We start from the raw sequence: 13,602 nt of genomic DNA, 5'->3' as shown, positions 1-13,602 counted from the left end.
TGATCGCAGAGTGCTCGGCACCCACCGGACTCAACAAGATCCTCTTGGTCGGCCGCGTCAGTTGTGTATACGAGACTGAGCATGCCCAGGTGCGCAAGCGAGGGGACGCCGACCTCGATGCCGGCGGGGATCTCCTCGCCCGGGGTCCACAGCCAGGCCAGGACCGGCTTGTCGGTGAGCTGGGCGACCTGGCGGGCCTCGGCGAACGTGGCGACACCGAACGCATCCGCGCCGTTGCGGTCCATCACCGGCACGCAGCGCTGCACGCCGTGGTTGTAGGCGTCCGCCTTCACCACACACATCAGGCGCGCGGGCCCCGCCTGTGCTGCGAGGACGCGAGTGTTGTGCGCGATGGCATCAAGATCGATGCGGGTGACCAGCGGTTGCGGACGTGTTGGGTTCATGCACGCTATTGTGCACCACTCGCGACCGGTTTAAAGCAAGTGCAGGACGCCGAGCAGGATGAGCAAGTCGGACACCGCCCACGTCGCGGCCAGGGTCACAGTGTGGGGGTTCGCACGCGCCCACGCAAACCCGCGGCCCGCCGGACTCTCCGGGCGGGCGCGGACCCAGCCGACCAGCAGCGCGGACAAGGTTGGCAGCGACAGGGCCACGGTTGCGTAGAGGACCAGCGACGTGTAGCGGATCTCCGGCGGAATGCCCGCCGTGGAGAGCAGGGCCAGCCCGCCATAAAATGGCATCGAGGTGGCTGATTGCACCACACCGAGGATGAAGCCGGTGACCACCGTCAGGGCGTTTGGTTTGCGGAGCGTTTTCAAGATGGCGTCGATAAGCTTGCTGTTGTCTCCGCCCTTCAGCGCGAGCACCGCGGTAGCAAGGCCCGTGACCAGGAGGAGCACGCCGAAGATGGGGCCGTCGACGAAATCGTGGACGAGGGGTCCGAGGCCGTCGAAAATAGCGAGCATGAGCAGGGCGAGGCTGGCCACGCCCAGCCAATCGCCCGCGATGAGCAGCGCCGTGATGGCCGCGTACGTGCGGCTGTGGCGGGGCACCATGATGCCTACCGCCACGATGACGCCGATAAGCAGTAGGTTTACCGAATCGACGAATGCGAGCGAGAGTGCGCCGAGCATCCTGCCACCTCCTATTGTTCCCGGCTCACCCTAGCGGAAACGACGCGCGGGGCCGAAGCCGTGGACTGCGCACGTACGGCGCGCTGCTCGAGTACCATTGTCGGCGTGTCTGCGAAGTTGAAGAATCTTTCCGAACTGTCCAAGCGCGGCCCGCACCGCGTCCTCGAGGGCGACCTGGGCTACACCGGCCTGCCCGGCAAGGTGTACGCGCCGGTGGAAGGCAAGGACCTGCCCGCCGTCGCCTTCGGGCACGACTGGACCAAGAAGGTCGGCGATTACCACCGCTTCCTGCGCCACCTGGCCAGCTGGGGCATCGTCGTCGCCGCGCCGAACACGGAAACCGGGCTGACGCCCGACCACCGCGGCTTCGCCGCCGACCTCGAAACGGCGCTGCAGATCTGCGCGGGCGTGCGCCTGGGCAACGGCAACATTACGGTCTCCTCCGGCAAGCTCGGCATGGTCGGCCACGGCATGGGCGGCGGCGCCGCGGTGCTCGCCTCCGTGGACAACCCGCAGGTCCGCGCCGTTGCGTCGATCTACCCCGCAAACGTGGCTCCCTCCTCCACGGAGGCGGCGCGCTCCACGTTCGTGCCCGCGATGATCATCGGCCCAGGCCCCGAGGGCGACGCACTGTTTGATCCGGGCAACCCCGCGAAGCTGGCCTACAACTGGGCCGGTGACGCGTGCTACCGCACCATCAAGAAGGGCGACCAGCAGGAGTTTTCCGAGGACGGCCTGCTCAAGCGCGTCCTCGGGCTGGGCAAGTCCAACCGCAGCATCCAAGAGGCCGCGCGCGGTCTGGTCACCGGATTCCTCTTGCACCAGCTCGGCGGGGAGAACAAGTACTCCGCCTACTCCGACCCGGAGGCCGCGGGCGGCAGCGTGAAGTCGCTGGTGGGCGACGACCTGGCAGAGGCCGCCGGGCTGAGCCGCGACGACAGCGGGTTCTCGCTGTTCTAGGCACGTACTAGGCCCGTTTTAGGCACGTTTTAGGCGCAGCCTCGCGATCATCCCTACCGTGGGCGCCTCCCGTTCGGTGGCTCGCGGCGCAGCACCGCCCGGATCGGCTTCTGCCCGTCCTCCGGCGGTTGTAGCAGCTTGGATGTCTTGAGCGGGTAGCTGTACTCTCCGCGCGGCACGACCAGCGGTGGCTTGTTCGGGTTCGCCTGCGCCATCGCGTGGTACTTCGCGGTCTGCGCCATTTTGCGCTGGTTGTCTCTGAGCATGGCCTCGAAATCCAGCATGCGCTTCTGGGTACGTCGCCGGTACTGCTCGGCAAACTCTGCGAAATCCATCACCATTCCCCTGTCTTCTTGATTGCCCACGGTTCATGCGCGTCCTGCGCTGGTTGCTCGGTGTGTTCAGGCTCTGCTGTGTGTTCGGTTTGTCCTTCGTGCTGCTCCGGTTGCGGTTCGACGCCCGGGTCAGCGGCAGCCGGTGGCTCGGGAGCCTGGGCCGCTTCGGTCGGCGCGCCCTCCAGGTGCGCGACCTTCTCCGGCGGCGGGGCCGGCTCCTCCACCTGCGCAAGCTCAGGTGGCGGCGGGATCACGCCGTCCTCGGGCACAGGTTCGGGCTCGGGCACCGGTTCGGGCTCGAGCTCCGGCGTCGGTTCAGGCTCTGGCTCTGGCTCCGTGACTTCGTGCGTACAGCACTCCGCCCCGGGGCACTCCGCCACCGCGTCGAGCGAGGCCGCAAAACAGTCGAGCCCCTCGAGCACCGCCGCGGCGCCGACCTGCACCCACGTGCCGACCCACGCAGAGGAATCCGAGGAAACCTGCTGCACCGGGGGCTGGAACTGCGACACCGTCTCGCAGTCCACCGACTCAAGCCCCGCGTTGACGGCGCCGTCGAGCGCGTAGTTGAAGTTCACCTCAATGTTCATCGGCGGCATCTGCGGCGCTGGCGGCTGGACCACCTGCGGGAACACCCCGGCGCCAGCGCCCAACGCGGCGGACGCCGCCGACGTCGCGGCCTGTGACGCGGAGAGGCTCGCTGCGCCCACGCCCACCGGAGCGGGGCGCTCAACGCACCGCGACTCGAAGCGGGGGCACTCGCGCTGGGCCGGGGGCTCCGGTACCGGTGCCGGCGCGGGGTCCGGTGCGACAGCCGGCGGCGCCACAGGCTGCGGTGCCGGCTTCGGGGAGGGAGCCTGAACCGGTTCCGCGCACTGCGCAGCAACCGTCCCGGCCGCGCCCGCGCCCACGCCTCCCGCCGCGCCCGCGTCACAGGCACCGCCGACGTACTCCACCTCGGGTGCCGGCTGCCGCTCAGCGACCTGCTCCACGCACTTCGCAATCGTGTCCAGGCAGTCCTCGATCACGCAGTTGCGGTCCGACGCGGTCGCATTCGCCTGCGTGAGCGCACCAATCGCCACGTCAATGACCTGGTCGGTGAGCTGCGGGAACCCGAACTTCACAATCATCTCCAGCATGGTGCACACCGGGGAGAGCATCTCCTGCATCGCAATGTCGCCCGTCGCGCACACGTCCTCGATGGCCTTGCAGCACTCCTCGATCTGCCCGCCGACCTCATCGACCTGCGTGAAGTGCTCGGCTTCCCGCTCGGCGTCCGAGGACTCACGCGCGGTGATGCCCACTTCGTCGAACCAGGGCCCGCAGATCGGCTCGCCCTTGGGACCGCGGCCGCCGCCGGGAGGTCCGAAGATGTCAGTCCCCAGGCTCCCGCCCGCGCTCACACTGCCCGTGCCACCGCACCGGCCGCGCAGCTGCGCACCCGTCTGCGCGAACTGGCTAAGGTTCTGGCCCCGCAACCTGTCGATGCTGCAGAGGAGCTCGTTCGCCATCCCCTGCGCGGTCGCACGTTTGCTTGACGACGCCACCGGCGCCGCCGAAATCAGCGACATCATCCGCTGCACTTCTGCCTCCACCGCCGTCACGAGAGCACCTCCCCGGCGCCAATCCCCGGCCCAAAGCCGGACGCGTTGCCCTCGTCCGTGCTCGCCACGTCGGAGGCGAGCTGCATGATGCGTTCCCAGTTGTGTGTACGGGTGCGTAAGTAGGCGGACGTGGTGGCGTCGATAAGCTCGAGCGCCGCCGCTATTCGCACCCCCTGACTCGCAAACCCCTGGCCAAAGCTCGCGGGCTCAACCCGCGCGGGATGCGCCGCGATGGCCTCCCCCGCCGCCTGGTACGCGCCGATGGCTTGCGTGTAATGCTCGCGAACCGCCTGAACATCGACGTCGACGCCGTGCTGCGATGCGCTCATTGTTCCACCCCCATGATGTCCCCCGACCCGCGTGCGCGGGCCGCTGTTTTTGTTGTCCCCTTATTAGACGCAGCCACACCCCCTCAGGTTCCCTCTCCCCGGAAACTTTTTCAAACCCCTTGTTTCCGGGGAGAGGGAACCGACTGCGCGGGACGCCTGCTCGCAGACTACACGGCCGCGACCACAGCGGCGAGGCGACCGGCCACCTCGCGTGCGTGCTTCTCGTCCGAAGCCTCCACCATCACGCGGAAGATCTCCTCGGTGCCGGAGGCGCGCAGCAGGACGCGGCCCTGGTCTCCCAGCTCCGCCTCTGCGGCTTCCTTCGCGGCGATGACCTCCGGGTCCTTGAGAATGGCGGACTTATCCGACACCGGCACGTTGATCAGCTGCTGCGGCAGCACCTGCATCACCTGCGCCAGCTCGGCGAGCGTCTTGCCGGTCTCCGCCATGCGCGCCATGAGCAGCAGGCCGGACAGCGTGCCGTCGCCAGTCGTGGCGTGCGCGGGCACGACGATGTGCCCGGACTGCTCGCCGCCGAGGGAGAAATCGTCGGCATTAAGCGCCTCAAGCACGTAGCGGTCGCCCACCGCAGTCTCCTTCACGGTGATGCCCTCACGCTGCATGGCAAGCTTCAGGCCCAGGTTGCTCATCACGGTAGCCACCAGCGTGTTGTCCGCCAGGGAGTTACGTTCCTTCATGCCGGTAGCCAGGATGGCCATGATCTGGTCGCCGTCGACGATGTTGCCCTCCGCATCCACGGCCAGGCAGCGGTCCGCGTCGCCGTCGTGTGCCAGCCCGATGTCTGCGCCGTGCTCGACCACGGCGGCCTGGATCTGATCCATGTGGGTGGAGCCAGCGCCCTCGTTGATGTTGAAGGCGTTCGGCGTGTTGAAGATCGCGGTCACTTCGGCGCCCGCGGCCTCGTACGCCTTCGGGGCGACTTCCGACGCCGCGCCATTGGCACAGTCCACCACGACCTTAATACCGCTGAGGTCGGTGGTCATCGCCTCGGCGAGGTGCGCGAGGTAGCGCTCCTGCGCGTCCGGCGCCTCCTCGATCACGCGGCCGATGCCGGTGCCGGTGGGGCCGGTCTCCTCCAGCGTGGCCATGGTCCGCTCGATCTCGTCCTCAACGTCGTCCGGGAGCTTCTTGCCGCCCGCGGAGAAGAACTTGATGCCGTTGTCCGGCATCGGGTTGTGGGAGGCGGAAATCATTACGCCGATGTCCGCGCCGTAATCATCAGTCAGGAACGCCAGGCCCGGCGTAGGAATCACGCCGACGCGGAGCACGTCCACGCCTTTCGACGCCATCCCCGCCGCCATGGCCGCCGCGAGCATCTCACCGGAGACGCGCGGGTCACGCCCAATGAGGGCGGTCGGGCGGCGCTTGGTGGAGCGCCGGTCGCGCGTCAGCACGGTCGCGGCCGCCGCGCCAAGTTTCATTGCCAGGGATGCCGTGAGCTTCTCGTTTGCGAGTCCACGGACGCCGTCAGTTCCAAACATTCGAGTCATACGGACAATTATGCAGCACACCCCGGCGGCGTACAGGTGCGGGGGCGGAAGCCGGGGCGGCGTTTTGCGGAGATCCCTTCCAACGGCGCGAGCCCCCCCGGTATGCTGCATGTCACAACGCAGCTCTTAATACGCAGCAACACCCACAAGGAGCACCCATGCGCTTTGCCATTATTCACGGCTACACAGCCTCCCCGAGCGCCCACTGGTTCCCCTGGCTTCGCGAGGAACTTACCCGCGAAGGGCACAGCGTCGACGTCGTCGCCCTGCCCTCACCCGACGCGCCCAACCACGATGAGTGGGTTGCGGCGATCAGCCAAGGCATCGAGCACCTTGACAGCAAGACCTGCGTAATCACCCACAGTCTTGGCGGCGTCGCGACGCTGTCCTATCTCTCGTCTCTTGCCGGCCCGCAGGCCGAGTGGAACCTCTCAGGCCTGTTCATGGTTTCCCCGTTTACCAAGCATCTGCAGGCTATCCCGGAGCTAGACGCTTTCATCGACGCGGCACACGTTGACCTGGGCCGCATCACTCCGCGCATCGGTCACATCGAGGTGTTCTATTCCACCAACGACGCCCGGGTAGCACCGGAGCTAACGCTCCGTCTCGCAGAGCAGCTGGGGACTACACCCATCCCCATCGACAATGCGGGGCACTTCTGCCTTGAAGACGGCTTCTCCGAGTTTCCCGCCCTGTACGAGCACATCTCACGGTGGTGCCGAGAGCAGCAATAACCCACCCCCACCAACGACAAAACGCCGCCACCCCAGTTGAACGGGGCGACGGCGTAAAGCCTTGCAGTAATGGAAGCGATTAACGCTTGGAGTACTGCGGTGCGCGACGGGCCTTGTGCAGACCTGCCTTCTTGCGCTCGACGGCACGTGCGTCACGGGTGAGCAGGCCGGCCTTCTTCAGGGTCGGGCGCTCAGCCGGGTTGTACACGTTGAGTGCGCGGGCGATGGCCAGACGCAGTGCGCCTGCCTGGCCGGTCGGGCCGCCACCGTTGAGGTTGGCCTTGATGTTGAACTGGCCTTCGCGCTCGAGCAGCGTCAGCGGCAGGAGGATGTCCTGCTGGTGCAGCTTGTTCGGGAAGTACTCCTCGAACTCGCGGCCGTTGACGATGATCTTGCCCTCGCCCTCGGTCACGGTGATGCGAGCGATTGCGCGCTTACGGCGACCAACGGTCTGTATCGGGCCCTCGTGCAGGTTCACCGGCTCGGCGACGGTCTCCTCGGACTCGTCAACCTCGGGCGCAACTGCGTCACCGATGGTGTAGTTGAATTCCTCGGTTGCGGCGGTGGCGGCGTCGATGTCGCCAGCCTCTGCAACGTTGTTCTCTGCGTTGGTGTTCGGCTCGGTCATTACTGTGCCACCTGCTTAAACTCGTAGGTTTCCGGCTTCTGCGCAGCGTACGGGTGCTCGTCGCCGACGAAGACGTGAAGCTTCTTGATGGACTGACGGGAAAGCTTGTTGTGCGGCATCATGCCCTTCACAGCTTCCTCGATCACGCGGTCCGGACGCTCGTCCAGGGCGCGGCCCAGGGTCATGGACTTCAGACCACCCGGGTAACCGGAGTGGCGGTAGCGCATCTCACGATCGCGCTTGTTCGAGGAGATGTGGATCTTGTCGGCGTTGATCACGATGACGTGATCGCCGGTGTCAACGTTCGGTGCGAACTGCGGCTTGTGCTTGCCACGCAGGATGTCCGCTGCGGTGGAAGCGAGCTTGCCCAGCACCACGTCGGTTGCGTCGATGACGTACCACTTACGGGTAATGTCACCGCTCTTCGGGTGGTAAGTAGACATGCATGACTCCTTAAAGTCTGTCTAGATGGCTGCCGGCCATACTTCGGTGCCCGCGCCCCCAACGGCGGCCGGTGGAGACCCGATGGGCGCGTCGCCGGCGCATACCGGCAGGACACACAGGGGTATAACCATACGCGATGTCCACCCCAGCTCCAAAACAGCGAAGCGCCGCCGCAGGATCCCCCAAATCCCGCGGCGGCGCTCACGTTTCCCCCTGTATTGATTCCCCCGAATCTTCCCCCGAGGCTCCCCGTTAGCCCCAGCTGTTTGCTGCGGCGTTGTTGACGGCGCTCATGGTGTTGTTGCCATCCTCGACGGTGTTGGCGATCTGATTGAGGATCTCGTTGAGGTCCGCCGCCGCCTGATCCCACTTGGCCTGGTGCGCCATGTAGCTGGTCGCAGCCTCACCTTCCCAGGTCGCCGTCATCGGACGGATGACCTCCTTGAGCTCGTTGAGCTGGCCGTTGATGGTGGCGGCGGAGGTGCGGATGTCCTGGGCGGTGCTGCCGATCTGGCCAAAGTCGTATTTGATGTGCATGTCAGTGGTGTCCTTTCGGTGATGTGTGAGTTGTGGTTACAGCGCCAGTCCCGCGGAGCCGGACAGCTGGTCCAGGCTCTCAGTGGTGGTCACGTCGGTGTTCTCGTAGTGCTTGGCGTTGTCGCGGATGTTGTGCGAGATGTCCGTCAGCGCCTCGGTGAGTCGGCGCTGGGCGTCGTCGTAACGCATCATCAAGCCGTCGAAGCTGCGCTGCGCGCTGCCCTGCCAGAACGTGCGGACGGACTCGGCGACCCCCTGGATCCGGTCGATCTCGCGGTTGACGTCCGCGTTGACGGAGTCAGCGTGGTCTGCCGTGGAGCGCATCACATCGGCTTCAGTCTGAAAGTTGCTCATGGTTCCCCCTCGTATCAAGAGTGTCTGGTTGGCAAACAGTCACTGTGTTGTGCTGTTCATATATTGGACGTAAAAACATGCCCGTCGGTTCCCTCGGTTGAGAAAAAAGTTTTCTACCCTTCCAAGGCAACCACCCCTTTATCCGCATCTACCTGCACGTTTCCCCCGTCAAAGCGCGCAGAATTCATTGCCATCGCGCACGTCGCTTCCTGGATCTGCGTCGGTGCTTCGCGCGTGTGGCACCCCACCGAGAGCTGCACGTTGCCCTCGGGCCAGGTCTTCCACAGCGCCTGCGAGCCGTCCGCCGCCCGCTCCAGGTAAGTCACTGCGTGCCCGTCGGTGGTGACCAGCTCGACGTCGTCGTCGAGCGCAATATCCTTGCGCAGCTGCTCCGCAAGCGTCTCCGGGGGCAGGTTGAACCGGTCGTCCACGCTCAGCTGTAACCGGAAGTTCGGGTCGGGCCCGACCGCACGCCACATGTCGCCGTCCTGCTCCAGTGTGAAACCGGCGGGCAGCTCGACGCTCAGCCCGTCCTGCTCAATCACTTCGGGCGCAGGGGCTTCATGCTTATCGACGCCCCCTCCCCCGGCTCCATCCACCCCGGTCTCCCCAAACAAGCCCCGGACGGTGAGCCATACCGCCACGGCGCACGCGAGCACGACCACCCCGACGACGCCGGCGAGCACCCACGCCCCGCGGCGATCCGTGTCCGGTGCCAGCTCGCCCGCAAGCCCCTGCTCCGGCTGTGGTCGCCGCACCGGCGAAGGCCGCGCCGGGTACGCCTCGGCGGGCCCGATGCCGTCGGGCTCCTCCCGGAGCCGGTGCCGCGGCTCCGACGCTGCGCTCGCCTGCTCAGGCTCGTGAGCGTCGCTGCGCTCCCATTCGTCCGTGGCGAGTTCGCCGGTGAGGTGGACGTCATAATCTGCGAGCGCTTGGTCCACCGCGTGGATCACAGACTCCTGGGCCACGAGGTGCACGTGCGCCCCGCCCGGGTCGGGCCCGAAGATGCTGCGCACGTTGCGCGCCACCTCAGCCGGTGTCGGCGCGTCCAGGCGGTGCAGGTTCGCCGCGCCGGAAAAGGTGGTGGCCTGCTTCGTGATGACCACGCGCAGCGTCGGCGTGTCTTGAGAAGTAAAGGTACTGGTCATAGGTGTTCTCCTTCCTCATACGGGGCACACAGCTGCACCGTTCCCACCGTGGTTCCGGCCTGCACCAGCGTCGCCCGCCCCGGGGCCTGCGGCGTCGGCTTCACGCCGAACAAGGCGCCCTCGTCGCGGGTGCCGTCCATCACCAGCACATCCGGGTGCACGTCCTTCATCGCGCCGAGGAAGCCGCCGAACAGGGCTCGCGAGACGCCGCCGAACTTGCGGGCGGCCACCACGTGCAGGCCGATGTCCCGGGCGTGCGGAAGCAGCGCCACGACGTCGCGCAAGTGCTCGTCACCGACGAGCTCCAGGTCGTCGATGACCAGGTAGATGTCCGGCCCGGACCACCAGGAGCGCTGCGCCAGCTGCGCCGGGGTGACGTCCGCGCCGGGCAAGCGGGACCGCATCGTGGTCACCAGCGCCTTGGTCGCGTCCGCGATCGCCGTCGACGAAGCCGCGTACGCCGCAGTCATCTCGTCCGACGCGCGGCCCAGGTGGGCCCGGCGCGGGTCGCAGATGACCATGCGCGCCTGCTCGCGGTCCATCGCCTCGATCGCGGTGATCGCGCTGGCAATCACGGTGGACTTGCCCGACCCGCCCGCGCCGATGGCCAGGACGTGGCCCGACTCGCAGCGCACCGGCGCCAGGTGCGGGCCGCCGATGCCGAGGGGGATCGTGGGTGGGGTGGGCGTGGCGTCGGTAAGCAATGCGCCTGTGGTGACGTGGGCGGGCAGGACCTTGAGTTTGGGGACCGGCGTTTGGTCAGCGGCCTGGGCGGCGATGTGCGCGAGGTCCTGCGTGTTCGCGCGGGCGAGCAGCATGTGCTTGCCGCCGGGCGTGAGTCCGTGGCCGGGCTTGGCGGGCAGTTTTTGCTGGTGTTTGCGGTCAATGAGCGAGTCCATCGGCTCGGTCAAGTGCAGCTCGTAGCGGGTGCCAATGAGGTCGCGCACGTTTGGGCGGATCGCGTTCCAGCGCTGCGTCGTGACCATAAGGTGCACGCCCGCGGCCGGCCCCTCCGAGGCGATGCGCGCGAGCGGCTCCTTGAGGTCCTCAAACTTGGAGTCCGGCGCGGTCAGCGTGTGCCAGCCGTCGATGAGCAGGATGGTCTCGCGCGCGGGGCGCATGCTTGCCGACGCCACCTCGATCACCCCCGTCACCTCATCCACCACGCGGCGCACGCGCTCCTCGTCGCTGCGCAGCGCCACCCCCGCGACGTGCGGCAGGCGCTCCAGGTCGTCGAGGCCGCCGCTGCCCGCGTCGATTCCGTAGACCGCCAGCTCCTCGGTGGTGTGGTGCAGGCAGAGGGCGGCCACGATGGTGCGCAGCGCCGACGACTTCCCGGTCTGCGGCCCGCCGGCGATCGCGATGTGCCCGCCGGAGACGGAGAGGTCCACCATGAGCGGGTCTTGGCGTTGGCGGTAGGGATCATCGATAAGCCCTGCGGGTGCCCGGAGCCGCTCCGCGCCGGCCCCGCTGACGGTGTGGAGCTCCAGCGCGTCCGGCAGCGGCGGCAGCCACACCTGGTGCGCGCGCATCCCCGCCGCATCCGCGAGTTCGCGGGCCCGCTGCACCACCGCGTCCAGCGTGGTCGTCGTGGCGTCCGTGTCCACCTTCGTCTGCGCCTCCAGCGCGGGCGGCTCCCAGCCCTCGAACAGGCGCACCGCCGGTGTCTCCGCCGACGTCCCCTCCACGACTCGCCTGGTCAGCGGGCCAGACACGTAGGAGGCGCGGAACCGGACCAGATCGGGCGAGCCCGCCTTGAGGAATCCGGACCCGGGCTCGCCCGGCAGCTCGTAGGCATCCGGCACGCCCAGGACCTGGCGGGACTCGCCCGCGCTAAACGTCTTCAGGCCGATGCGGTACGACAGGTGCGAATCCAACCCGCGCAGCTTGCCCTCGTCCAGCCGCTGGGAGGCCAGCAGCAGGTGCACGCCGAGCGAGCGGCCCAGCCTGCCCACCGCCACGAACAGGTCAGCAAAGTGGGGGTGCTGCGTGAGCAGCTCGGAGAATTCGTCCACGATGATCACCAGCGCCGGTAGCGGGTCCAGCGCCTCCCCGCGCAGGCGGGCCGCGGTGTAGTCGGTGATGTTGGCAAAGTTCCCGGCGGTACGCAGCAGCTCCTGGCGGCGGTTCATCTCCCCTGAGATCGCGTCGTACATGCGCTCCACCAGCACGGCTTCATCTTCCAGGTTGGTGATCACCGCGGACGTGTGCGGCAAGGCGTCGCAGCCCAGGAAGGTCGCGCCACCCTTGAAGTCCACGAGCACCAGGTTCAGCTCATCAGGCGAATGGGTGGCGGCGAGGGCGGCGACCAAGCTCCGCAGCATCTCCGACTTACCGCTGCCCGTCGCGCCGATGCACAGCCCGTGCGGGCCCATGCCGCCGTGCGCCGCCTCCTTGAGGTCCAGGTACACCGCCTGCCCGTCCGGCGTGGCCCCAATCGGCACCGTCAGCCGCTGCCTGGTCCCCTCCCGGCCCGGCCACATGGTGTGCATATCCAGCGTTTGCACGTCGTCATAGCCCAGCATGGCCAGCAGGTCCCCGCCCGTCTTGCGCGCCCCGGTGCCGTCGTCGGGCCGGCGGTAAAACGCCAGGTGGCGGGCGATGATCTGCGCCTCCTCGTCCGCGAACCGGTCGGGCGCGCCGAGATGTTCGGAGCCAGATTCCGTCATCGCCGTCAACGTGTCCTCGCACACAACGTGAAAGGCGTGCTCGTCCACAAACGCGTCCGCGTCTGGGTGCACCGTGATCACACAGTCCGCGGCCTGGGCAGTCTGGGCTATCGACGCCGCGTGCCCCCGCTGCCCCGCCCCCTCCGGCTCCGCCTGCGCGTCGAGGACCGCGACGCGAAACTCCGCCTGCTCCGGCTCCCTCGTGTGCGGCAGCCACTTCGCCCACCGCATCCCGGAATGTTCCAGGTCCAGCCCAACCAGCTCCGGGCCGTGGAAGAACGCCAGCTGGGACACGATCGCGCGAGCCACCTCGCGGGCGCGCGGGCCCGCCAGCGTCACCGAAGGAAACGCGGCGAGCTGCACCACGATCGGCATGCCCGCCACTGTGTTCACCGCCGCGACGGCACGTCGCAGGCTCACCGCGCACACCGGATCCAAGTCCTCGGGCGAGCCCGGGTCTTCCACCTCAACCGGCGTGCACAGCGCCATGTTGCCGGTGCCCAGCCGCACCTGCAGCGCCTCCGGGCTCGCGGCGGTGCGCTCCCACACCCGGTAGGTGGGCACGCCCGTGAGCAGCAGCGTGGGCTCCGGGTGCACGTAGGTGAAGTGCTCGCGCTGCTGGACCGCATTGGTGCGCGCCCGACGCGTCAGCGCGTCAAGGTGGCGCAGGTAAACGCGCCGCGTTTCGTCCATATCGCCCTGCTGCTCCTGCGGTTGGAACATGGCGAGCAACCCGAACGCCATCATGAGCGGGAAGATGAGCATCATCGGCCCCACAGCGCGCCCCGAAAGCATCATCAGCGCCATCACCGCGCCGACCGCCACCATCATGATCACGGGCAGGAGGATGCGCAGCATCGGCATCGGCTGTTGCTTCTGCGCTTGCGGCACGGCTTCGGCGTGCAGCGCGCCAGCCGGCAGCGCAGGCGCCTCCCCCAGCTGCGTCGGCGCTGGCGCGAGCACCGGGTTGTGGTCGACTCCGAGCACGGGACGAATCCCCCCTATCGTTGCTGGCCACAGCCGCTGGTTCCCCCGAACCAGCCCCCGAGCTGTGGACGTGCCCGGCAGTTTACGCCATACTTGGCACCACCGCGCGGCAAATGGGGGTCCGCGCCAGATTCACGGGGGTTTATACCTTGGTAGCCACGTCCGCGCACCACATCGTGCGCATGACCGTCCGCGTCAGCGCCTCCAGGCGGTGCAGACCGTCGCAACAAAGTTGCCTGCAACACGGAGAAGTACAACTCGAGTTAAGCCA

At 67.6% G+C, this 13,602-nt stretch carries 14 protein-coding genes; 2 read left to right on the top strand and 12 right to left on the bottom strand.

The window, feature by feature from the left end:
• Both FPH17_RS09995 and FPH17_RS09990 read right to left on the bottom strand, forming a co-directional pair.
• Positions 1-404: alanine racemase (locus FPH17_RS09995; protein WP_208722079.1), on the bottom strand; the 404-nt coding region annotated here is incomplete at its 3' end.
• A gap of 30 nt (positions 405-434) precedes the next feature.
• Positions 435-1,094, bottom strand: a complete 660-nt coding sequence (locus tag FPH17_RS09990; RefSeq protein ID WP_154880283.1) for a hypothetical protein — start codon at positions 1,092-1,094, stop codon at positions 435-437.
• Between the two features lie 105 nt (positions 1,095-1,199).
• Here FPH17_RS09990 and FPH17_RS09985 point away from each other — a divergent pair, with 105 nt between their 5' ends.
• Positions 1,200-2,054: a poly(ethylene terephthalate) hydrolase family protein gene (locus tag FPH17_RS09985; protein ID WP_154880281.1), complete on the top strand. Its 855-nt coding sequence runs from the start codon at positions 1,200-1,202 to the stop codon at positions 2,052-2,054.
• A 53-nt stretch (positions 2,055-2,107) separates the two neighbouring features.
• Here the strand turns inward: FPH17_RS09985 and FPH17_RS09980 are convergent, their stop codons facing one another.
• The 4 genes from FPH17_RS09980 to glmM all read right to left on the bottom strand — a co-directional run bounded on the left by FPH17_RS09980 (position 2,108) and on the right by glmM (position 5,830).
• A complete protein-coding gene (locus FPH17_RS09980) occupies positions 2,108-2,389 on the bottom strand; it encodes a hypothetical protein (RefSeq protein WP_133064017.1) in 282 nt (93 codons plus the stop codon).
• Entirely contained in the window at positions 2,389-3,990 is a 1,602-nt protein-coding gene (locus FPH17_RS09975) for a hypothetical protein (protein WP_154880279.1), read from the bottom strand. Before FPH17_RS09975 ends, FPH17_RS09980 begins: the two co-directional genes overlap by 1 nt.
• Entirely contained in the window at positions 3,987-4,319 is a 333-nt protein-coding gene (locus tag FPH17_RS09970) for a hypothetical protein (RefSeq protein ID WP_122084706.1), read from the bottom strand. Before FPH17_RS09970 ends, FPH17_RS09975 begins: the two co-directional genes overlap by 4 nt.
• A 167-nt stretch (positions 4,320-4,486) precedes the next feature.
• Positions 4,487-5,830: a phosphoglucosamine mutase gene (gene glmM, locus FPH17_RS09965; RefSeq protein ID WP_154880277.1), complete on the bottom strand. Its 1,344-nt coding sequence runs from the start codon at positions 5,828-5,830 to the stop codon at positions 4,487-4,489.
• Positions 5,831-5,988: 158 nt separating this feature from the next.
• Between glmM and FPH17_RS09960 the strand changes: the two genes are divergently transcribed.
• A complete protein-coding gene (locus FPH17_RS09960; protein ID WP_154880275.1) occupies positions 5,989-6,564 on the top strand; it encodes an RBBP9/YdeN family alpha/beta hydrolase in 576 nt (191 codons plus the stop codon).
• A 79-nt stretch (positions 6,565-6,643) separates the two neighbouring features.
• Here FPH17_RS09960 and rpsI read toward each other — a convergent pair whose 3' ends face one another.
• The 6 genes from rpsI to eccCa all read right to left on the bottom strand — a co-directional run bounded on the left by rpsI (position 6,644) and on the right by eccCa (position 13,331).
• Complete coding sequence (gene rpsI, locus FPH17_RS09955; RefSeq protein ID WP_154880273.1) at positions 6,644-7,192, bottom strand: 30S ribosomal protein S9; 549 nt, start codon at positions 7,190-7,192, stop codon at positions 6,644-6,646.
• A complete protein-coding gene (gene rplM, locus FPH17_RS09950; RefSeq protein ID WP_038588493.1) occupies positions 7,192-7,635 on the bottom strand; it encodes a 50S ribosomal protein L13 in 444 nt (147 codons plus the stop codon). Before rplM ends, rpsI begins: the two co-directional genes overlap by 1 nt.
• Positions 7,636-7,888: 253 nt before the next feature.
• Complete coding sequence (locus FPH17_RS09945; RefSeq protein ID WP_095277827.1) at positions 7,889-8,173, bottom strand: WXG100 family type VII secretion target; 285 nt, start codon at positions 8,171-8,173, stop codon at positions 7,889-7,891.
• A gap of 36 nt (positions 8,174-8,209) precedes the next feature.
• Positions 8,210-8,527, bottom strand: a complete 318-nt coding sequence (locus FPH17_RS09940; protein WP_095277829.1) for a WXG100 family type VII secretion target — start codon at positions 8,525-8,527, stop codon at positions 8,210-8,212.
• A gap of 113 nt (positions 8,528-8,640) precedes the next feature.
• Positions 8,641-9,675, bottom strand: a complete 1,035-nt coding sequence (locus FPH17_RS09935) for a type VII secretion-associated protein (RefSeq protein WP_154880271.1) — start codon at positions 9,673-9,675, stop codon at positions 8,641-8,643.
• The gene (gene eccCa, locus FPH17_RS09930; RefSeq protein WP_154880269.1) at positions 9,672-13,331 is read right to left on the bottom strand and encodes a type VII secretion protein EccCa; all 3,660 of its coding nucleotides are present in this window, start codon (positions 13,329-13,331) and stop codon (positions 9,672-9,674) included. The genes FPH17_RS09935 and eccCa overlap by 4 nt, the downstream gene beginning before the upstream one ends.
• Between the last annotated feature and the right edge of the window lie 271 nt (positions 13,332-13,602).

The organism is Corynebacterium gottingense (assembly GCF_007559235.1).
Lineage (GTDB): Bacteria > Actinomycetota > Actinomycetes > Mycobacteriales > Mycobacteriaceae > Corynebacterium > Corynebacterium gottingense.
The sequence above is the reverse complement of the archived record's forward strand: the minus strand, read 5'-3'. Positions and strand labels throughout refer to the sequence as shown.

Excerpts from the sequence above, each read along its gene's own strand:
- FPH17_RS09990 (WP_154880283.1), bottom strand. The coding sequence starts at position 1,094 with ATGCTCGGCGCACTCTCGCTCGCATTCGTCGATTCGGTAAACCTACTG.
- FPH17_RS09980 (WP_133064017.1), bottom strand. The coding sequence starts at position 2,389 with ATGGATTTCGCAGAGTTTGCCGAGCAGTACCGGCGACGTACCCAGAAG.
- FPH17_RS09970 (WP_122084706.1), bottom strand. The coding sequence starts at position 4,319 with ATGAGCGCATCGCAGCACGGCGTCGACGTCGATGTTCAGGCGGTTCGC.
- glmM (WP_154880277.1), bottom strand. The coding sequence starts at position 5,830 with ATGACTCGAATGTTTGGAACTGACGGCGTCCGTGGACTCGCAAACGAG.
- FPH17_RS09960 (WP_154880275.1), top strand. The coding sequence starts at position 5,989 with ATGCGCTTTGCCATTATTCACGGCTACACAGCCTCCCCGAGCGCCCAC.
- rpsI (WP_154880273.1), bottom strand. The coding sequence starts at position 7,192 with ATGACCGAGCCGAACACCAACGCAGAGAACAACGTTGCAGAGGCTGGC.
- rplM (WP_038588493.1), bottom strand. The coding sequence starts at position 7,635 with ATGTCTACTTACCACCCGAAGAGCGGTGACATTACCCGTAAGTGGTAC.
- FPH17_RS09945 (WP_095277827.1), bottom strand. The coding sequence starts at position 8,173 with ATGCACATCAAATACGACTTTGGCCAGATCGGCAGCACCGCCCAGGAC.
- FPH17_RS09940 (WP_095277829.1), bottom strand. The coding sequence starts at position 8,527 with ATGAGCAACTTTCAGACTGAAGCCGATGTGATGCGCTCCACGGCAGAC.
- FPH17_RS09935 (WP_154880271.1), bottom strand. The coding sequence starts at position 9,675 with ATGACCAGTACCTTTACTTCTCAAGACACGCCGACGCTGCGCGTGGTC.